The organism is Streptomyces sp. VNUA24 (assembly GCF_029167005.1).
Lineage (GTDB): Bacteria > Actinomycetota > Actinomycetes > Streptomycetales > Streptomycetaceae > Streptomyces > Streptomyces scabiei.
In genome coordinates this window covers 5679624-5693658 of the sequence record NZ_CP119143.1, presented here as the reverse complement: position 1 = coordinate 5693658, position 14035 = coordinate 5679624, and the positions used below count along the sequence as shown (strand labels likewise).

The 14035-nt window shown below is 74.1% G+C and carries 12 protein-coding genes; 5 read left to right on the top strand and 7 right to left on the bottom strand.

What is annotated here, in order from left to right:
- Positions 1–149: 149 nt before the first annotated feature.
- A complete protein-coding gene (locus PYR72_RS24250) occupies positions 150–2234 on the top strand; it encodes a PhoX family protein (protein ID WP_275457280.1) in 2085 nt (694 codons plus the stop codon).
- A gap of 77 nt (positions 2235–2311) precedes the next feature.
- Here the strand turns inward: PYR72_RS24250 and PYR72_RS24245 are convergent, their stop codons facing one another.
- The 5 genes from PYR72_RS24245 to PYR72_RS24225 form a co-directional block, all read right to left on the bottom strand.
- On the bottom strand, positions 2312–2527 hold the full coding sequence (locus PYR72_RS24245; RefSeq protein WP_275457279.1) for a hypothetical protein: 216 nt from the start codon (positions 2525–2527) through the stop codon (positions 2312–2314).
- A gap of 141 nt (positions 2528–2668) precedes the next feature.
- Positions 2669–4630 (bottom strand): FUSC family protein, encoded by a 1962-nt coding sequence (locus PYR72_RS24240; RefSeq protein WP_275457278.1) that lies wholly within the window; start codon positions 4628–4630, stop codon positions 2669–2671.
- 58 nt (positions 4631–4688) lie between these two features.
- Positions 4689–5732: an endonuclease/exonuclease/phosphatase family protein gene (locus PYR72_RS24235; protein ID WP_275457277.1), complete on the bottom strand. Its 1044-nt coding sequence runs from the start codon at positions 5730–5732 to the stop codon at positions 4689–4691.
- 362 nt (positions 5733–6094) lie between these two features.
- A complete protein-coding gene (locus PYR72_RS24230; RefSeq protein WP_275457276.1) occupies positions 6095–6550 on the bottom strand; it encodes a hypothetical protein in 456 nt (151 codons plus the stop codon).
- A gap of 96 nt (positions 6551–6646) precedes the next feature.
- Positions 6647–7453 carry an alpha/beta hydrolase gene (locus PYR72_RS24225; RefSeq protein ID WP_275457275.1) on the bottom strand — a complete coding sequence of 269 codons (807 nt, stop codon included), beginning with the start codon at positions 7451–7453 and terminating at the stop codon, positions 6647–6649.
- Between the two features lie 93 nt (positions 7454–7546).
- Between PYR72_RS24225 and PYR72_RS24220 the strand changes: the two genes are divergently transcribed.
- Complete coding sequence (locus tag PYR72_RS24220; protein WP_275457274.1) at positions 7547–8941, top strand: PLP-dependent aminotransferase family protein; 1395 nt, start codon at positions 7547–7549, stop codon at positions 8939–8941.
- Here PYR72_RS24220 and PYR72_RS24215 read toward each other — a convergent pair.
- Positions 8856–9869 (bottom strand): hypothetical protein, encoded by a 1014-nt coding sequence (locus PYR72_RS24215; RefSeq protein ID WP_275457273.1) that lies wholly within the window; start codon positions 9867–9869, stop codon positions 8856–8858. The two genes, PYR72_RS24220 and PYR72_RS24215, sit on opposite strands and share 86 nt — an antisense overlap.
- A gap of 247 nt (positions 9870–10116) precedes the next feature.
- Between PYR72_RS24215 and PYR72_RS24210 the strand changes: the two genes are divergently transcribed.
- Positions 10117–10620: an SH3 domain-containing protein gene (locus tag PYR72_RS24210; RefSeq protein WP_275457272.1), complete on the top strand. Its 504-nt coding sequence runs from the start codon at positions 10117–10119 to the stop codon at positions 10618–10620.
- Between the two features lie 64 nt (positions 10621–10684).
- Here PYR72_RS24210 and PYR72_RS24205 read toward each other — a convergent pair whose 3' ends face one another.
- The gene (locus PYR72_RS24205; RefSeq protein ID WP_275457271.1) at positions 10685–11125 is read right to left on the bottom strand and encodes a hypothetical protein; all 441 of its coding nucleotides are present in this window, start codon (positions 11123–11125) and stop codon (positions 10685–10687) included.
- A 199-nt stretch (positions 11126–11324) separates the two neighbouring features.
- Here PYR72_RS24205 and PYR72_RS24200 point away from each other — a divergent pair, with 199 nt between their 5' ends.
- Together PYR72_RS24200 and PYR72_RS24195 are read left to right on the top strand one after the other, a co-directional pair.
- The gene (locus PYR72_RS24200) at positions 11325–12551 is read left to right on the top strand and encodes a PP2C family protein-serine/threonine phosphatase (RefSeq protein WP_275457270.1); all 1227 of its coding nucleotides are present in this window, start codon (positions 11325–11327) and stop codon (positions 12549–12551) included.
- Positions 12552–12679: 128 nt separating this feature from the next.
- Positions 12680–13945 (top strand): hypothetical protein, encoded by a 1266-nt coding sequence (locus PYR72_RS24195; RefSeq protein ID WP_275457269.1) that lies wholly within the window; start codon positions 12680–12682, stop codon positions 13943–13945.
- Positions 13946–14035: the final 90 nt, after the last annotated feature.

Genomic DNA, 14035 nt, shown 5'->3' with positions numbered 1-14035 from the left:
TTCACTATCTCCGCCACCCCGCGCTGTCAACACCGCCTGAAGCGCCGCAGGTTCACCCCTTGTTCACCTCGCGTCCCCGCGCTCGCACGCGCGTCCCCCTAGCGTCGCGCTCACACCAAGAATGTACAAAGAGCATCGAGGAGCGCGCTGTGCGCAAGCTGCTGCCCATGATCGGCTCGCATCCCGGCGGCCGTTCCGCCCTGACCTGCCGGTTCCGCTGTGGTGACGCCTGCTTCCACGAGGTACCGAACACCAGTCCCAACGCCTACGTCGGCGATGTCATCGCGAGCGCGCTCAGCCGCCGCTCGGTGATGAGGGCCGCCGCCGTCGTCACCGTGGCCGGCGCGGCCGGCTCGGCCGTCACGCTGGGTTCCGCCGCCCCCGCCGCCGCGGCCACCACGGCGGAGTCCGCCGAGGCCGCCAGGACCGCCGCGGCCAAGGGTGGCAGGAACAAGGCCGCCCGCGGTCTGCGGTTCACGGCCGTCGCGCCGAACACCGCCGACACCGTGACCGTCCCCGAGGGCTACCGGCAGAACGTGGTCATCCGCTGGGGTGAGCCCATCCTGCGCGGCGCCCCGGCCTTCGACCCCGAGAACCAGACGGCCAAGGCCCAGGCCGGGCAGTTCGGCTACAACAACGACTTCCTCGCGCTGCTCCCGCTCCAGGGCGAGCGCGACCGCAAGCTGCTCGTCGCGAACCACGAGTACACCGACGAGATCCTGATGTTCCGCGGCTACGACGCCGCCAACCCGACCCGTAACCAGGTCGAGGTCGCCTGGGCGGCCCACGGCCTGTCCGCCGTCGTGGTCGAGGAGGACCGGCGCACCGGCAGGCTCACCGCCGTGCCCCGGCACCAGCTCAACCGGCGCGTCACCGCCACCACCGAGTTCCGGCTGACCGGCCCCGCCGCCGGGTCGGCGCTGCTGAAGACCTCCGCCGACCCGACCGGCACCAAGGTCCTCGGCACGCTCAACAACTGCTCCGGCGGCACCACCCCCTGGGGCACCACGCTGCACGGCGAGGAGAACTTCAACCAGTACTTCGCCAACAGCAGCCGTACCACCGACAAGCGATACGGCATCGGCACCGGCGCCAGCGAGCGCAAGTGGGAGCGGTTCGACAAGCGGTTCGACGTCGCCCAGGAGCCGAACGAGGTGCACCGCTTCGGGTACGTCGTCGAGTTCGACCCGTACGACCCGTCCTCCACCCCGCGCAAGCACACCGCGCTCGGGCGGTTCAAGCACGAGGCCGCCACCATCCGGCTGACCTCGGACGGGCGTCCGGTCGTCTACTCCGGCGACGACGAGCGCTTCGACTACTTCTACAAGTTCGTCAGCAGCAAGACGATGAAGAAGGGGTCGGGCCGTTCCGTCCGCGAGCACAACCTCTCGCTGCTGGACGAGGGCACGCTCTACGTCGCCAGGCTGACCGGCGACTCCCCGGCGATCGAGATCGACGGCACGGGCAAGCTGCCGGCGGACGGGGAGTTCGACGGCGCCGGCGAGTGGATCCCGCTGGCGACCGCCACGGCCGGGGGTGCCGTCTCGCACGTGGACGGGATGACCGCCGAGGAGGTCTTCGTCTTCACGCGGCTCGCCGGCGACAAGGTCGGCGCCACGAAGATGGACCGCCCCGAGGACATCGAGCCCAACCCGGTCACCGGCAAGGTCTACGTCGCCCTCACCAACAACTCCAACCGCGGTGTCGGCGCCAACCCCAAGGCGGACGAGGCCAACCCGCGCAACGCCAACAAGCACGGCCAGGTCCTCGAACTCACCGAGCACCGCAACCGGCCCGAGAGCACGACGTTCGGCTGGCTGCTGTTCCTCGTCGCGGGCGACCCCGAGGACCCGGCGACCTACTTCGCCGGCTTCCCGAAGGACCACGTCAGCCCGATCTCCTGCCCGGACAACGTGGCCTTCGACCCGCACGGCAACCTGTGGATCTCCACCGACGGCTCGCAGCTCGGCTCGCACGACGGTCTGTTCGGTGTCGCCACGCGCGGGAAGCGGCGCGGTGAGCTGAAGCAGTTCCTCACGGTCCCGAGCGGCGCCGAGACCTGCGGCCCGATCATCCAGGACCGCCGCGTCCTGGTCGCCGTCCAGCACCCGGGAGAGATCGACGGAGCCACCGTGGAGAAGCCCAAGAGCACCTGGCCCGACGGTCCGGGCAGCTACGTCCGCCCGGCGGTCGTCGCGGTGTGGCGCGCGGACGGCGACGACATCGGCGTCTGATCCCGTCCGCACACGCGCGTGCGGGCCGTCCTCCTGTCGGGGAGGACGGCCCGCACGTCGTCGGGTTGCCGCGCGGTTCAGGGGGCCAGGCAGCTGACGCCCGGGAGGCCTGCCGGGTCCACGAGGGCGGCCGGGTCGGCGAGCGCGGCCGGGCTGACCAGTTCGGTCACGCCGGCCGGGGTCTCGGCGACACAGGTGACGGTGGTGACCGGGTCCGGGATCGCCACGGCGGCGGGGGCCGCGGTGGCGGCGAGGGCGAGGGTTCCGAGCAGGACGGTCGCGGTGCGACGCATGAAAAATCCCCTTATAGGTAGGGCGGTTGAACAGGATTGATCATGACTGCTCCTCGGCCGCGTATTCGCCCCCCGTCACCCGCGCGGGGCTGACGTAACGATTCGGCGCCTGCGTCGGGTTGACCCGGGGAACCTGGAAGGTCACTTGGGCGTGGTGATCGCCCGTGCCGCCGCCACCTCCTGGCGCAGCGGCTCCAGCACGCTCCCGGGCGGCCCGCTGAGGTCGGAGCGCACCTCGTAGAGGTTCTCCGTCCTGCGCAGCCCGTCCGACAGCTCCCGCAGCTGCAGCGCGACCTGGTCGACCTCGGCCGTGGACGGCGGCTCCGCGCCCTGCTTGACCCTGACCCGCGCGGCCGTCGTCGCGTCGACGATCCGTTCGACCGCCACGACCAGCGGCCACCAGGCGGCGGCCCGCCGGCCGATCGGCGGCGGTTCGGTCAGGGCCCGCTGGAACTCCGTACGGATGGCGGACAGGTCCCGGTAGAGGCGGCGGCGCATCCGGACCCGGTCGGCGGGGGCGGCCGCACCCCTGCCGAAGGTCTGTTCGACGTAGGCGGCCGTGTCGGCGACGGCGTCCGCGAGCCGGGCGCCGACCCGGGCGTGCCAGCTCTCCGGCCAGAGCAGATATCCGGCGACCAGGGCGATCGCGCAGCCCATGAGGGAGTCGACGAGACGCGGTACCAGCAGGCCGGTGCCCTGGTGGTTGAGGATGTCGGACAGCAACAGGATCACGGGGGTGATGGCGGCCGTCTGATACCCGTAGCCCCGGGGGGTGAACACCGGGATGAGCGGCGCGAGCAGCAGCATCACGGGTACGTCCCACCAGCCGCGCGGCACCTCCGCGAGGATGCCGGCCGCGACCACGAGCCCCACGACCGTGCCGAGCGCCCGCAGCAGGGCCCGCGAGAACACCGACCCGAAGTCCGGCTTCAGGACGAACGTGATGGTCAGCGCCACCCAGTACGAGCGCGGCACGGGCACGAGCGACACCAGGGCCTGCGCGATGCCGATGCACAGGGCGAGGCGCAGGCCGTAGCGCCAGGAGGCGCCGGAGAGGGCGACGTTGCGCGCGACCCGGGCGGCGCGCACCCCCAGCGGGGCGGGACCCCCGGACCGGTCGCCGGCCTTCCGCAGCGCGTCCGGCGACTTCTCGGTGGCGACGTCGGCGGCGTGCCGCAGCGCCTGGTCGACCGCCCGCCCGATCCCGCTCCGGGGCTCCGGCAGCCGCAGGCCGAGCGGCCCCGAATACCCCGTCTCGACGGCCTCCGCGAGATGCCGTACGGCCACCGGGATCTCGGCGGGCAGCGGTCTGCCCGACAGCCGGACCGCGGGGGCGGCCTCCACCAGCGGGGTGATGGCGTTCAACTGGGCCAGCAGCCGCACCAGTTCGGGGCTGCGGCCGTGATGGCGGGCGCGGCGGGCGAGCACCAGGTCGTAGGACTGGTTGAGGGACTGGGTGACGATGTGCCGGGCCGCGTCGTAGGCGTCCGCCTGGCCTGCGGGGTCGTCGCCGGTCGTGGTCGCGAGCAGGTCGGCGACCTTGCGGTAGGTGTCCGCGACGGAGTCCCGTTCCGGGACGCCCGCCCTGAGGGGCCAGGCGAGCAGGGCCAGGACGAGGACCAGGAGGCCGCCGCCGGTCATCAGGACCGGGGCGAGCCACCACGGCCCCGGCATCGGCAGGCCCGCGCCCACCACCGAGTTGAGGAGCAGGAGCAGCCCCGACACGGAGGCCACCGCGCCGATCGACGAGATCATCCCGGAGACCAGGGCGGCCAGGGTGAGCGCTCCGACGGTGACCCAGCCCTGCCCGTACACCAGCGAGCCGAGCGTGATGCCGACGGCGGCGAACATCTGCGGGATCGCGATGTTGATCAGCCGCATCCGGTACGCCGCCGCCGTGTCGCTGATGACCCCCGACAGGGCGCCCATGGAGGCGAGCGCGCCGTACTCGGGCCGGCCGGCGGCGAGGCCGAGCGCCAGCGGCAGCGTCAGCGCGATCGCCGCGCGGGCGACGGCCGGCCGGTTGACCGGGGTCGGCTGCGGCTGGAGGTTCCGCACGAGCCAGTCGGGCGGGGCGAGGCCGATGGGGAACGGGCGGGACATGCGCCCATTATGACGGGGGGATTCCGGGGGTTCCGGGGGGTGTTTGTGACCTTTTGGTTCACCCGCGCCGGTGCAGGGCGAGGTCCACGGTGACGGCTTCGTGGTCGGTGCCGGACAGCTTGAGGAAGCGGATCGCGCGTGCGGAGAAGTCCTCGTGGGAGACCAGGACGTGATCGATCTGGGCGCCGAACCTCGGGGTCGTCCGGGACGGCCAGGTGGGCCTGCGGTCCTGTCCGGTCAGCCGGGCCGCGTCGCTCAGGCCGGTGTCGAGGACGGCACGGAAGGCGGCGTGGTCCTGGGTGGCGTTGAAGTCGCCGGCCAGGATGGCCGGCGTCTTGGTGTCCTTCGCCGCCCAGGCCCGCAGCGCGTCGAGTTCCCGGCGCCAGGTGTCCAGTTCTCCCGGCAGCGGGGGCATGGGGTGGGCCAGCTGCAGCCGTACGGGCCGGCCCTCGATGTCGGCGATCGCGCCGGGCATGCCCATCGAGCCGGGGACCGGGGCGGCGGACGTCAGGGGGTAGCGGCTGAGGATGACGGAGCCGGTGGAGCCGTAGCCCTCGATGGACTGGCGGTGCGGGTAGGCCGGGGTCTTCCCGCTCAGGTCGCCGAGCGTGTCACGGAGCTTGGCCGAGCAGGTGACCTCGCACTCCTCGACGAAGACGATGTCGGGGCGGTCGCGGAGTACGGCCCTGACGAGGGCGTCGGTGGCCTGGCCGAACTGCACGTTCGACGTCATGACCCGTACCTCGGCGAGCACCGGGCCGGTCGGTTCGGTCGCCTTCCCGTAGGGCTCGATGTACCAGGCGAGCGCGGCGAGGACGATGACGCCCCAGGCCAGGCCGGTCCACCAGCGGGCGACGAGGGAGAGGAGCAGGGCGAGGGCGGTGGGGGCGAGGAGCCACGGCAGGAACGCGAGGAGTTGGGGGACCGGGGTGAAGGCGTCCGCGTCGACGGTGCGGGAGAGGACCACGAGGGTGACGCCGAGGAGGAGCAGGGCGGCGAGGGTGGCCTTGCCGCGGTGGCGCTTGCGCTTGCTCGGGGGTGGGGTGGCTTCCGGTGCCGGGTCGGGTGTCGGGTCCGGCCGCTCTATGGTCGCGCTCTCCACGGGCCGGGGCCTCTCGTTCTCGGTGCGGGGTCTTTGTTAGGACGGGTGGGGTGGGGAGAAGGTTGCGTGGTGGGTGGGGCGTGTTGTGGGTGCGGGTGCGGGTGCGGGTGCGGGTGCGGGTGCGGGTTGGGGTGAGGGGTGCGTTGTCGGGTGCGGGTTGGGGGGTGTGAGGGGTGCGTTGTCGGGTGCGGGTTCGGTGGGGCTTCTCGCGCAGTTCCCCGCGCCCCTAAAAGCAACAGGCCCTGCGGGCCTGAAAGCCGGGGCCCCGCCCCTGGAAGCTTGGGCGTGGCATGCCTGAAAAGCACGGGTGGGCCGTGCTTTTCAGGGTGGGGGTGTTGGCCGGGCCGGTTCGGTCGGGGGTGTCACATGCGGGTGCGGGACTCCGGGGCCGTTGCCAGGGACCAGATCACGAAGACCGCCACGCCGATGCAGATCACGGACCAGACCGGGGCGTACGGCAGGAACATGAAGTACTCGATGGCGAACAGGGACGTCAGGGCGATGCCCACCGCACGGGCCCAGTCGCGGCCCTGTATGACGCCGTAGCCGGCGGCCAGGACGGCGACTCCGAGCACCAGGTGGATCCAGCCCCACGCGGTGAGGCTGAACTCGAACACGTAGTTCCCGATGTTCGCGTACACGTCGTCCGTGGCGATCGCCGCGATGCCGTTGAGGATGCTCATGACGCCGATGACCATCATCAGGACACCGGCGAAGACCATCCCGCCGTGGGCCCACTCCGAGCGGGCCTCCCGGTGGCGCGAGGGCGTCTCCTGCGACGTGGGGTTCGAGCGCGGTGCGGTGCTGTGCTGGGCCATGAGGGCCTCCTCCGACGGATGGACAGCTCACCCGCATGCTCACGCGCGGCGCGGGGCGCCGCATGCGGTGTAGGCCGAACGGGTGAATCGCCTCCGTCACGCGGCCGGGGGCCGCGCCCCGTCCACCCGTGCCAGGAAGCCCTCCAGCGCCTTGTTGAACTCGTCCGGGCGCTCCAGGTTCGGCAGGTGGGCGGCCCTGTCGACGACGTGGAGGACGGAGTCGGGGAGGGCGGCGTGCATGGCCTCGGCGTCGGAGACGGGGGTGTACGTGTCGTCGGCGCCCACGACGACCAGGGCCGGGACGGTGACCCGGGTGAGCAGCTCGCGGTAGTCGGGGCGCTCGGCGCGGCCGCGCAGGGCCGCCGCCGCGCCCACCGGGTCGGTCGCCGTCATCATGCGGCGCACCTGGGCCACGGCCTCCGCGTCCGCGTACGGCGCGACCATGTGGAACAGCACCTCCTCGGCGTACCCCGCCATGCCCTCGCGCAGCAGCCGGTCGGCCATGGCGTTGCGGTGGTGCCGGCCCTCGGGGGTCTCGGCGGCGGGGAAGGTGTCGGCGAGGAGGAGTCCGCGGACGCGGTGCGGGAAGAGGCGGTAGCACTCCATCGCGATCTGGCCGCCCATGGACAGGCCCCCGAGGACGAAGTCGCCGATCCCGAGGCGGTCGAGCAGGGCTTCGATGTCGCCGGCGAAGGCGGACAGCGGGGTGACGCCCGGGACCACGGGGGAGGCGCCGTAGCCGCGCAGATCGGGGGCGACGACGCGACGGGAGGCGGCGAACGCGGTGATCTGGGGGTGCCACATCGTGCGGTCGAAGGGATGGCCGTGGACGAGGACCAGAGGGAGGGGGCGGGACGGGCCCGCATCCCCTTCGTCCTCGTATGCGAGGAAGGCGGCGGTCATGATCCGACCCTAGGGTCGCCCCGTCGGTCGGTGCAATAAGATCTTTGCTCTCGGTGCAATGTGGTGAGGGCCGGGAGAAGGCGGGGAACGGTCGTGGCCGACTACCGGCGTATCGCCGATCGCATCGCGGACGACATCGCCGCCGGGCGGCTGCGGCCCGGCGACCGGCTGCCGCCGCAGCGGATGTTCGCGCGCCGGCGGGGGATCGCCGGCTCGACCGCCGGGCGGGTCTACGCGGAGCTGGTGCGGCGCGGTCTGGTGGTGGGGGAGGTCGGCCGGGGGACGTTCGTCCGGGCGGCGCCGCCCGGTCCTGCCGGGAGGGCGCTCGCGGAGCCGGCCGGCGCCGCGCCCGTGAACCTGGAGCTCAACTACCCCTCCGCGCCGGGCCAGTCGGAGCTGCTGGCCGCCGGGCTCGCGCCGCTGCTGCGGCCCGACGTGCTGGCGGACGCGCTGCGCACGGCCCCGGCGGCCGGAACGCCCGCCGCGCGGGAGGCCGCCGCCGGACTGCTCGCCACGGAGGGCTGGCGCCCGGCCCCGGACCGGTTCCTCTTCACCGGCAACGCCCGCCAGGCCATCGCCGCCGCCCTCGCCCACCTCGTACGGCCCGGGGGCCGCGTCGGCGTCGAGGCGCTCACGTATCCGCTGGTCAAGGAGATCGCCGCGCGGCTGGGCGTGACGCTCGTGCCGCTCGCCACGGACGGGGAGGGGGTGCGGCCGGAGGCGGTGGCCGCCGCGCACCGGGCGGCGCCGCTGTCCGCGGTGTACGCGCAGCCGACCCTGCACAACCCGACGTCCGTCACGACGGGCGACGGGCGCCGGAGCCAACTCGCTCGTGTGGTACGGGAGTTGGACTTGCCGGTGATCGAGGACCGGATCTGGTCGTTCCTGGGGGACAGGGGCTCCGGGGCGGAGGCTCCGCCGCCGCTGGCCGCGTACGCGCCGGAGCGGGTGTTCGTCGTCGACGGGCTGTCCAAGCGGGTGGCGCCGGGGCTGACGGTCGGGTTCCTGGTGGTGCCGCGGGGGCGGGCCGAGCCGGCGGCGGACGCGGTGCGTTCGGGCGGCTGGGCGGCGGGGCGGTTCGCGCTGGAGGCGGGGGTGCGGTGGATCGGCGACGGGACCGTCGGACGGCTGGTCGCGGCGAAGCGGGCGGACGCGGCGGCGCGGCAGCGGCTGGTCGCCGAGGAGCTGGCGGGGTTCGCCGTACGGGGGGATCCGCGGGCGTACTACGCCTGGTGGGAGCTGCCGGAACCGTGGCGGGCCGACACGTTCTGCGCGGCGGCGGCGGAGCGAGGGGTGGCGGTGACCCCCGGGTCCGCGTTCGCCGTTCCCGCGGTGGGGACGGGGGCCGGCCGGGCGGAGCGGGAGGCGGGGGCCCCGGCCGCCGCTTCCGCGTCGGACTGCGTCAGGCTCGGACTCGCGTCGGTTCCTCCGCCGGTACTGGCGGGGGCGTTGCGGACGCTCGCCGACGTCGCACGAGGCGGTCCGTGAGCCAGGCGATCGCGGCCACGGTGATGCCGAGGCCCAGCAGACCCCAGGTCACACTGCGCAGGGTGGCGGTGAGCGCGTCGTAGACGGCGCCTGCGGCGGCCGGCGAGACGTCGGGCGGCAGGTCGGCCAGCGTGAGGTGGCGGCCGAGGGCCACGGCGACGCCGAGCAGCGCACCGCCCAGAGCCGTGCCGAGGCCCGTCGCGCAGACGGCCCGACGGCGTTGTGTCGCGACGAGAATGCCACCGGCGGCCAGCGCGAGGGCGCCGACCGGGAGCCAGAACGCGGCGATTTCGAGCACGCGGTAACCCTTTCGAAGCTGGACCAGTTCCGTGGCCGACAGCACCTCGACCTCGGTGTGCGCGACCGGGATGCGATGGGCGAACGGCACGTGGTCGCGGACGAGTTGACGTTTGACGAGTTCGCCGATCGGCGCGAGGTCGAGCGTCACCGGGCGGACCGCACCGGCGTACGCGCCCCCACCGTGCGCGCCTCCACGGCCTGCGCCCGCGCCCCCGCCATCCGCGCCCCCGCCCTCCGCGCCCCCGTCGCCCGCGCCGCTCCCGTCGTACGCGCCCTCCTCCCGCACCGCCGTCAGCACCGCGTCGTGCGCCGCCCGGTTCGTCAGGTGCCAGGCCGTGCGGAACGCCTCGGTGCGGGTGAAGGAGTGGGCCGCGTCGTACGTGAACTCCTCGACCGGCCGCCGCAGTCGCGGCCCCACCCGCACCTCGCGCAGGATCCCGGCGGCGACCGCGTCCGCGAGCGCCTCCCGGACGGCGGGGTCGGTGGCCAGCGGTGCCATGACGGCCTCGTAGCGCGTGCGGTCCGCGATCTCGTACGTCGCCCACGCGGCCAGCGCGCCCACCGGTAGGAGCAGGCAGGCGAGCACGGTCAGCGCGGCCGACAGGGTGCCGCGGGCACGGGAGGACACCCCTCCAGGCAAGACCCCGGCCCGGCACCGCGCGAGCGCTCCGGCCCCGGGTGACTGCGAATGGCCCCCCAGGACAAGCCGAACGGGGAGGACCGGGCGGGACGGCCGGCCTCGCCGTCCGCCCGGGGGCAGGGGCCGTATGGGGCAGGGGCCGTGCGGGGCGCCTCCGGTGGAGCACTCACCCGAACGGGTGTTACCTGGAGGGGAGGTGACAGGGAGTGGCGAGGGGGTGGTGAGGAGGCCGAACATGCGTGGTCATTCAGGTGCCCCGGTCCTGCGGGGCCTCGTCGCGGCCGGGATCATGGGCGGTGTGCTGACGGTGACGGCGCTCGGGACGGCGTCCGCGGCGGTGGACCGCCCGGCGGTCCGCTCCCACGCCGGCCACGAGGGGTCCGTGCGCGGCACGGTCGTCGCCCGCGGTGATCTGAACCTCCGTGAGCAGCCGACCACGCACTCCCGCGTCGTCGGCCGCCTCGCCCCCGGCAGCCATGCGCGCGTCGACTGCGTGGTGCGTGGCCAGAAGGTCTTCGGCGACCGGCACTGGTACTGGCTCGCGGACGTCCGCGGCTGGGCGAGCGCCGTGTACGTCGACACCCACGGCCGGTCCGTCCCCGCGTGCACGGACCCGTGCCCGCGCTGGAAGGACTGTGATCCCTGCCAGGACGGGCACGGGCACGGCGACGGGAACGGGACCGTCTCGTTCACCTGGACCTTCACGGCCTCCGGTACCTGGGAGCGGACGGAGGACTGAGGCGGGAACGGAGGACTGAGGACTGAGGACTGAGGACCGAGGCGGGAGGAGAGCGGCCGCCGGCTCACCGCAGCCGGTGGCCCTCCGCGTCCTCGTGCGTGTAGTAGCGGTAGAAGTTGACCACGAGGAACCCCGCCGCGACGGCGAGGGACATGGCCACGGAACGCAGCACGGAGTGCTGGGACGCCTGGCTGTAGAGGAACCCGAACGCGCAGCCCGCGAAGGCGGCCCAGAGCGCCGCGTGCAGTTCGCGGCGCAGGCGCGGGGCCACGGTCAGCACGGCGATGTGCAGCGCCGCGAACACGAACGCGGTCACGAGGCCGAACAGGACGTTCCAGCCGGTGATCGGGCCGGCGTCGCGGTTCATGGCCGCCGCCCAGTAGCCGTAGACGAGGCCGAGGGCCACGGGCACGATCCGGTTCGCGAGCGCGTGGGTGCGCTCGCTGAAGACGTCGGGTGTGGCCGGCACCACCGGCCTGCCCGGAGTGGGTGCCATCTGCGCCATGGGAGCACTCCTCTCTTCCCGCCCCCGCGACTTGCCGCCCCGACTACCAGAGCACACCTGGGAGGACCCCCTGGCAAGTCGGACGACGAACCCCGTGACGAAAGTGCCGGGGTCGGGGCCGGGACTGGGGCCGGGGGCCGGGGGCCGGGGGCCGGGAGTGCGGATGCGCGGGGCGTGGCGGCGTGCTTCGCTGAGGGACATGCGGATTCCGATGCCGGGGCCGCGTGCGCGTCGGGAGCCCGACCCCGTCGAGCGGCACCCGCCGCTGCGGGTCCGGGGGCATGACATCACCTGGCTCCCGCCGCTGGTGGTGCTGCTCGCGGTGCCCGTGATCGACTGGTACACGGGCGGCGACTTCCGGATCATCTCCTGGCTGGTGCTCGTGCCGGGTCTGGCCGCCGCCGTGTGCGGGGTGTGGACGACGGCGCTGTTCGCGGTGCTCTCGATGCTCATGTACTTCGTGGGCGACAACTCCTGGCCGCACGAGTACCGCACCGGTCTGCCCGACTTCGTGCTCGTCGCCCTCGGCGGAATCCTCTCCGTGCTCGCGTGCGCGGTCCGGCTGCGCGGGCAGGAGCGGATGCTGCACATGCGGGCCGTCGTCGACACCACCCGCCGCATCCTGCTGCGCCAGCTCCCGCCGGACGTCGGCGGCCTGGACCACGCCGAGATCTACCTCGCCGCCGACAGCCAGGCCCGGGTGGGCGGCGACTTCTACGACATCCAGCCCAGCCCGCACGGCACGCGCGTCGTCGTCGGTGACGTCCAGGGCAAGGGGCTCGCGGCGGTGGAGGCGGCGTCCGTGCTGCTCGGCACGTTCCGTGAGGCCGCCTACTGCGAGGCCGACCCGGTGACCGTGGCCGAGCGGCTGGAGACCCGGATGGTGCGGCACGTGCGGTACTGCGCGCACGTCGGCCGCGACGACTCCGAACGCTTCGCCACCGCCGTCCTCCTCGACTTCCCCGAACTCCGCAGCGAACGGACGGACTGGGGACCGGACCTCACCGGCCTCGACGTCCTGACCGTCGACATCGTCAACTTCGGCCACGAGCCCCCGCTCCTGGTCCGTCCCGACGGCGTGCGCTTCCTGCCGATGCGTGACGGCCTCCCGCTGGGCCTCGGTGAGCTGGACCCGCGAACCCGCCGGACGGCCACGGTCCGGCTCGCCCCCGACGAGACGCTGCTGCTGGTCACGGACGGGGTGACGGAGGCCCGCGACGGCGAGGGCGTCTTCTTCCCCCTGCGCGAGTACCTCACCCGCGCCCTGGCCGCCGGGCCGCCCGCCCTCGACCCCGCCTCCCTGGTGCGTCTCGTCCGCGACGGCGTCCTCGCCCACACCGGCGGCGGCCTCGACGACGACACGACGATCTTCGCGGTGCGCCGGGCGTCGGAGCCGATGCGCAGGGCGCCCGGGACCCCTCGGTGAGCCGCCCCCGCCGCGCTCCCTCCCCGCCTCTTTCCCCGTTCGCACGTGCAGCGGTTACCGTGCTGGCAGGCGTACGTGATCGGCGGGGAGCCGACGGGGAGTCGACGAGGAACGGCGGGGAGACAACGATGCCCGGAACAGTGCTGCTGCTCGCGGCCTCGCCCATGGGCAGGGGCTGCCTGGTGGACGCGGCCTCCGTGCTCCCCGTGCTGGCGGCCGTCACCCCCGAGGTGCTGTCCGGCACGGGCACGGCGAACGTCGTCGAGCTGGCCGATCCGCTGGAGCCGCAGGCCGTCCTCACCCGGCTGCGCGCGGCGGCCACCGCGCCGGGGCCGCTCACCGTCTACCTCACCGGACAGCTCCAACTCGACCGCAGACAACGGCTCGTGCATCTGGCGCTGGCGCGGACGACGCCGGCGACCGTGCGGTACACGGCGTTCCCGTGGCACTGGATCGTGGAGGAACTGCGGCTGCGCGCCCCCGGATCCACGACCCTCTTCGTCGACCTGCACGCCGACGCGGAGGTGTGGCGGCAGTTGGCGGAGCAGCCGCTCTCGGCCGGGCCCGGGGTGAGCCTGTACGGGCGGGTCGCGCCGACGGCGGGCGGGGTGCGCCGGGCGGTGGCCCTGCCCGGGTACATGAAGGCGCTGGCGACCATACTGCGCAGCGGGCAGCGGCCGTCGGCCGCGATCCTCCACGAGCAGGTGGTCGCGCGGGCCGGGGGCCACGGTGACCTGGTGCTGGCCCGGGACGCCACCGCGCCCCCGGCCACGCCCCCGCACGGTACGGCCGTTCCCGTGGCCGCCGCCCCCGTGGCCGCCGCCCCCGCGAACCCGGGCCCTGCGGACCCCGCCCCCGCGGACCCGGCCCCCGCGGACCCGGCCCCCCTGCCCGCCGACCCCCACAGCGCCATCGCGGGGGCCGTCGAGGCCGGGCGGCACGCCGAGGCCGCCGGGCTCGCCGCCCGCTGGGAGCAGGGGGCGCTGCGGGAGTTCGGGGACGGGTCGGAGGAGGTGCTGCACTGGCGGGAGGTGCGGGCGGACCTGGCGATGTTCGCGGGGGACGCGGCCGGGAGCTGCGAGACCTGGCTGGGGGTCGCGGCGGCGCGGCTCGCGGCGGGGCGGCCCGCCCGGGACCCTGCGGTCGAGGCGGCGGTCGACCGGGCGCACCACCAGTGGGGGCTGGTCACGGACACGGGACGCGCCCTCGAACTCGGTTCCGTGCTGGTGGAGTTGCGCGGCCGGGTACCGGGCCGCCGGGCCGGGGCCCTGGCGCACGCCCGGCAGCGTCTGGCCGAACTCGGGATCCAGGAAGGTGAGGTGAGGTCGGCCCAGCACGTACCCGGTCAGCCGAGCCGGTCGATGAGCCGTCGTCCGTTCGTCGTAGATCGATGAGCCGTCGATCAGGGCGAATGCGGGGCCGACCTCGGAGGGGAGTCGTACGGGGCCGCACCGGGACTGCACAAGGTGGACACCGTACGTTGA

What these genes read in the sequence shown, in the direction of transcription:
- PYR72_RS24245 (WP_275457279.1), bottom strand. Translation starts at nt 2,527, where the DNA reads ATGCGTCGCACCGCGACCGTCCTGCTCGGAACCCTCGCCCTCGCCGCC.
- PYR72_RS24240 (WP_275457278.1), bottom strand. Translation starts at nt 4,630, where the DNA reads ATGTCCCGCCCGTTCCCCATCGGCCTCGCCCCGCCCGACTGGCTCGTG.
- PYR72_RS24230 (WP_275457276.1), bottom strand. Translation starts at nt 6,550, where the DNA reads ATGGCCCAGCACAGCACCGCACCGCGCTCGAACCCCACGTCGCAGGAG.
- PYR72_RS24225 (WP_275457275.1), bottom strand. Translation starts at nt 7,453, where the DNA reads ATGACCGCCGCCTTCCTCGCATACGAGGACGAAGGGGATGCGGGCCCG.
- PYR72_RS24210 (WP_275457272.1), top strand. Translation starts at nt 10,117, where the DNA reads ATGCGTGGTCATTCAGGTGCCCCGGTCCTGCGGGGCCTCGTCGCGGCC.
- PYR72_RS24205 (WP_275457271.1), bottom strand. Translation starts at nt 11,125, where the DNA reads ATGGCGCAGATGGCACCCACTCCGGGCAGGCCGGTGGTGCCGGCCACA.
- PYR72_RS24200 (WP_275457270.1), top strand. Translation starts at nt 11,325, where the DNA reads ATGCGGATTCCGATGCCGGGGCCGCGTGCGCGTCGGGAGCCCGACCCC.
- PYR72_RS24195 (WP_275457269.1), top strand. Translation starts at nt 12,680, where the DNA reads ATGCCCGGAACAGTGCTGCTGCTCGCGGCCTCGCCCATGGGCAGGGGC.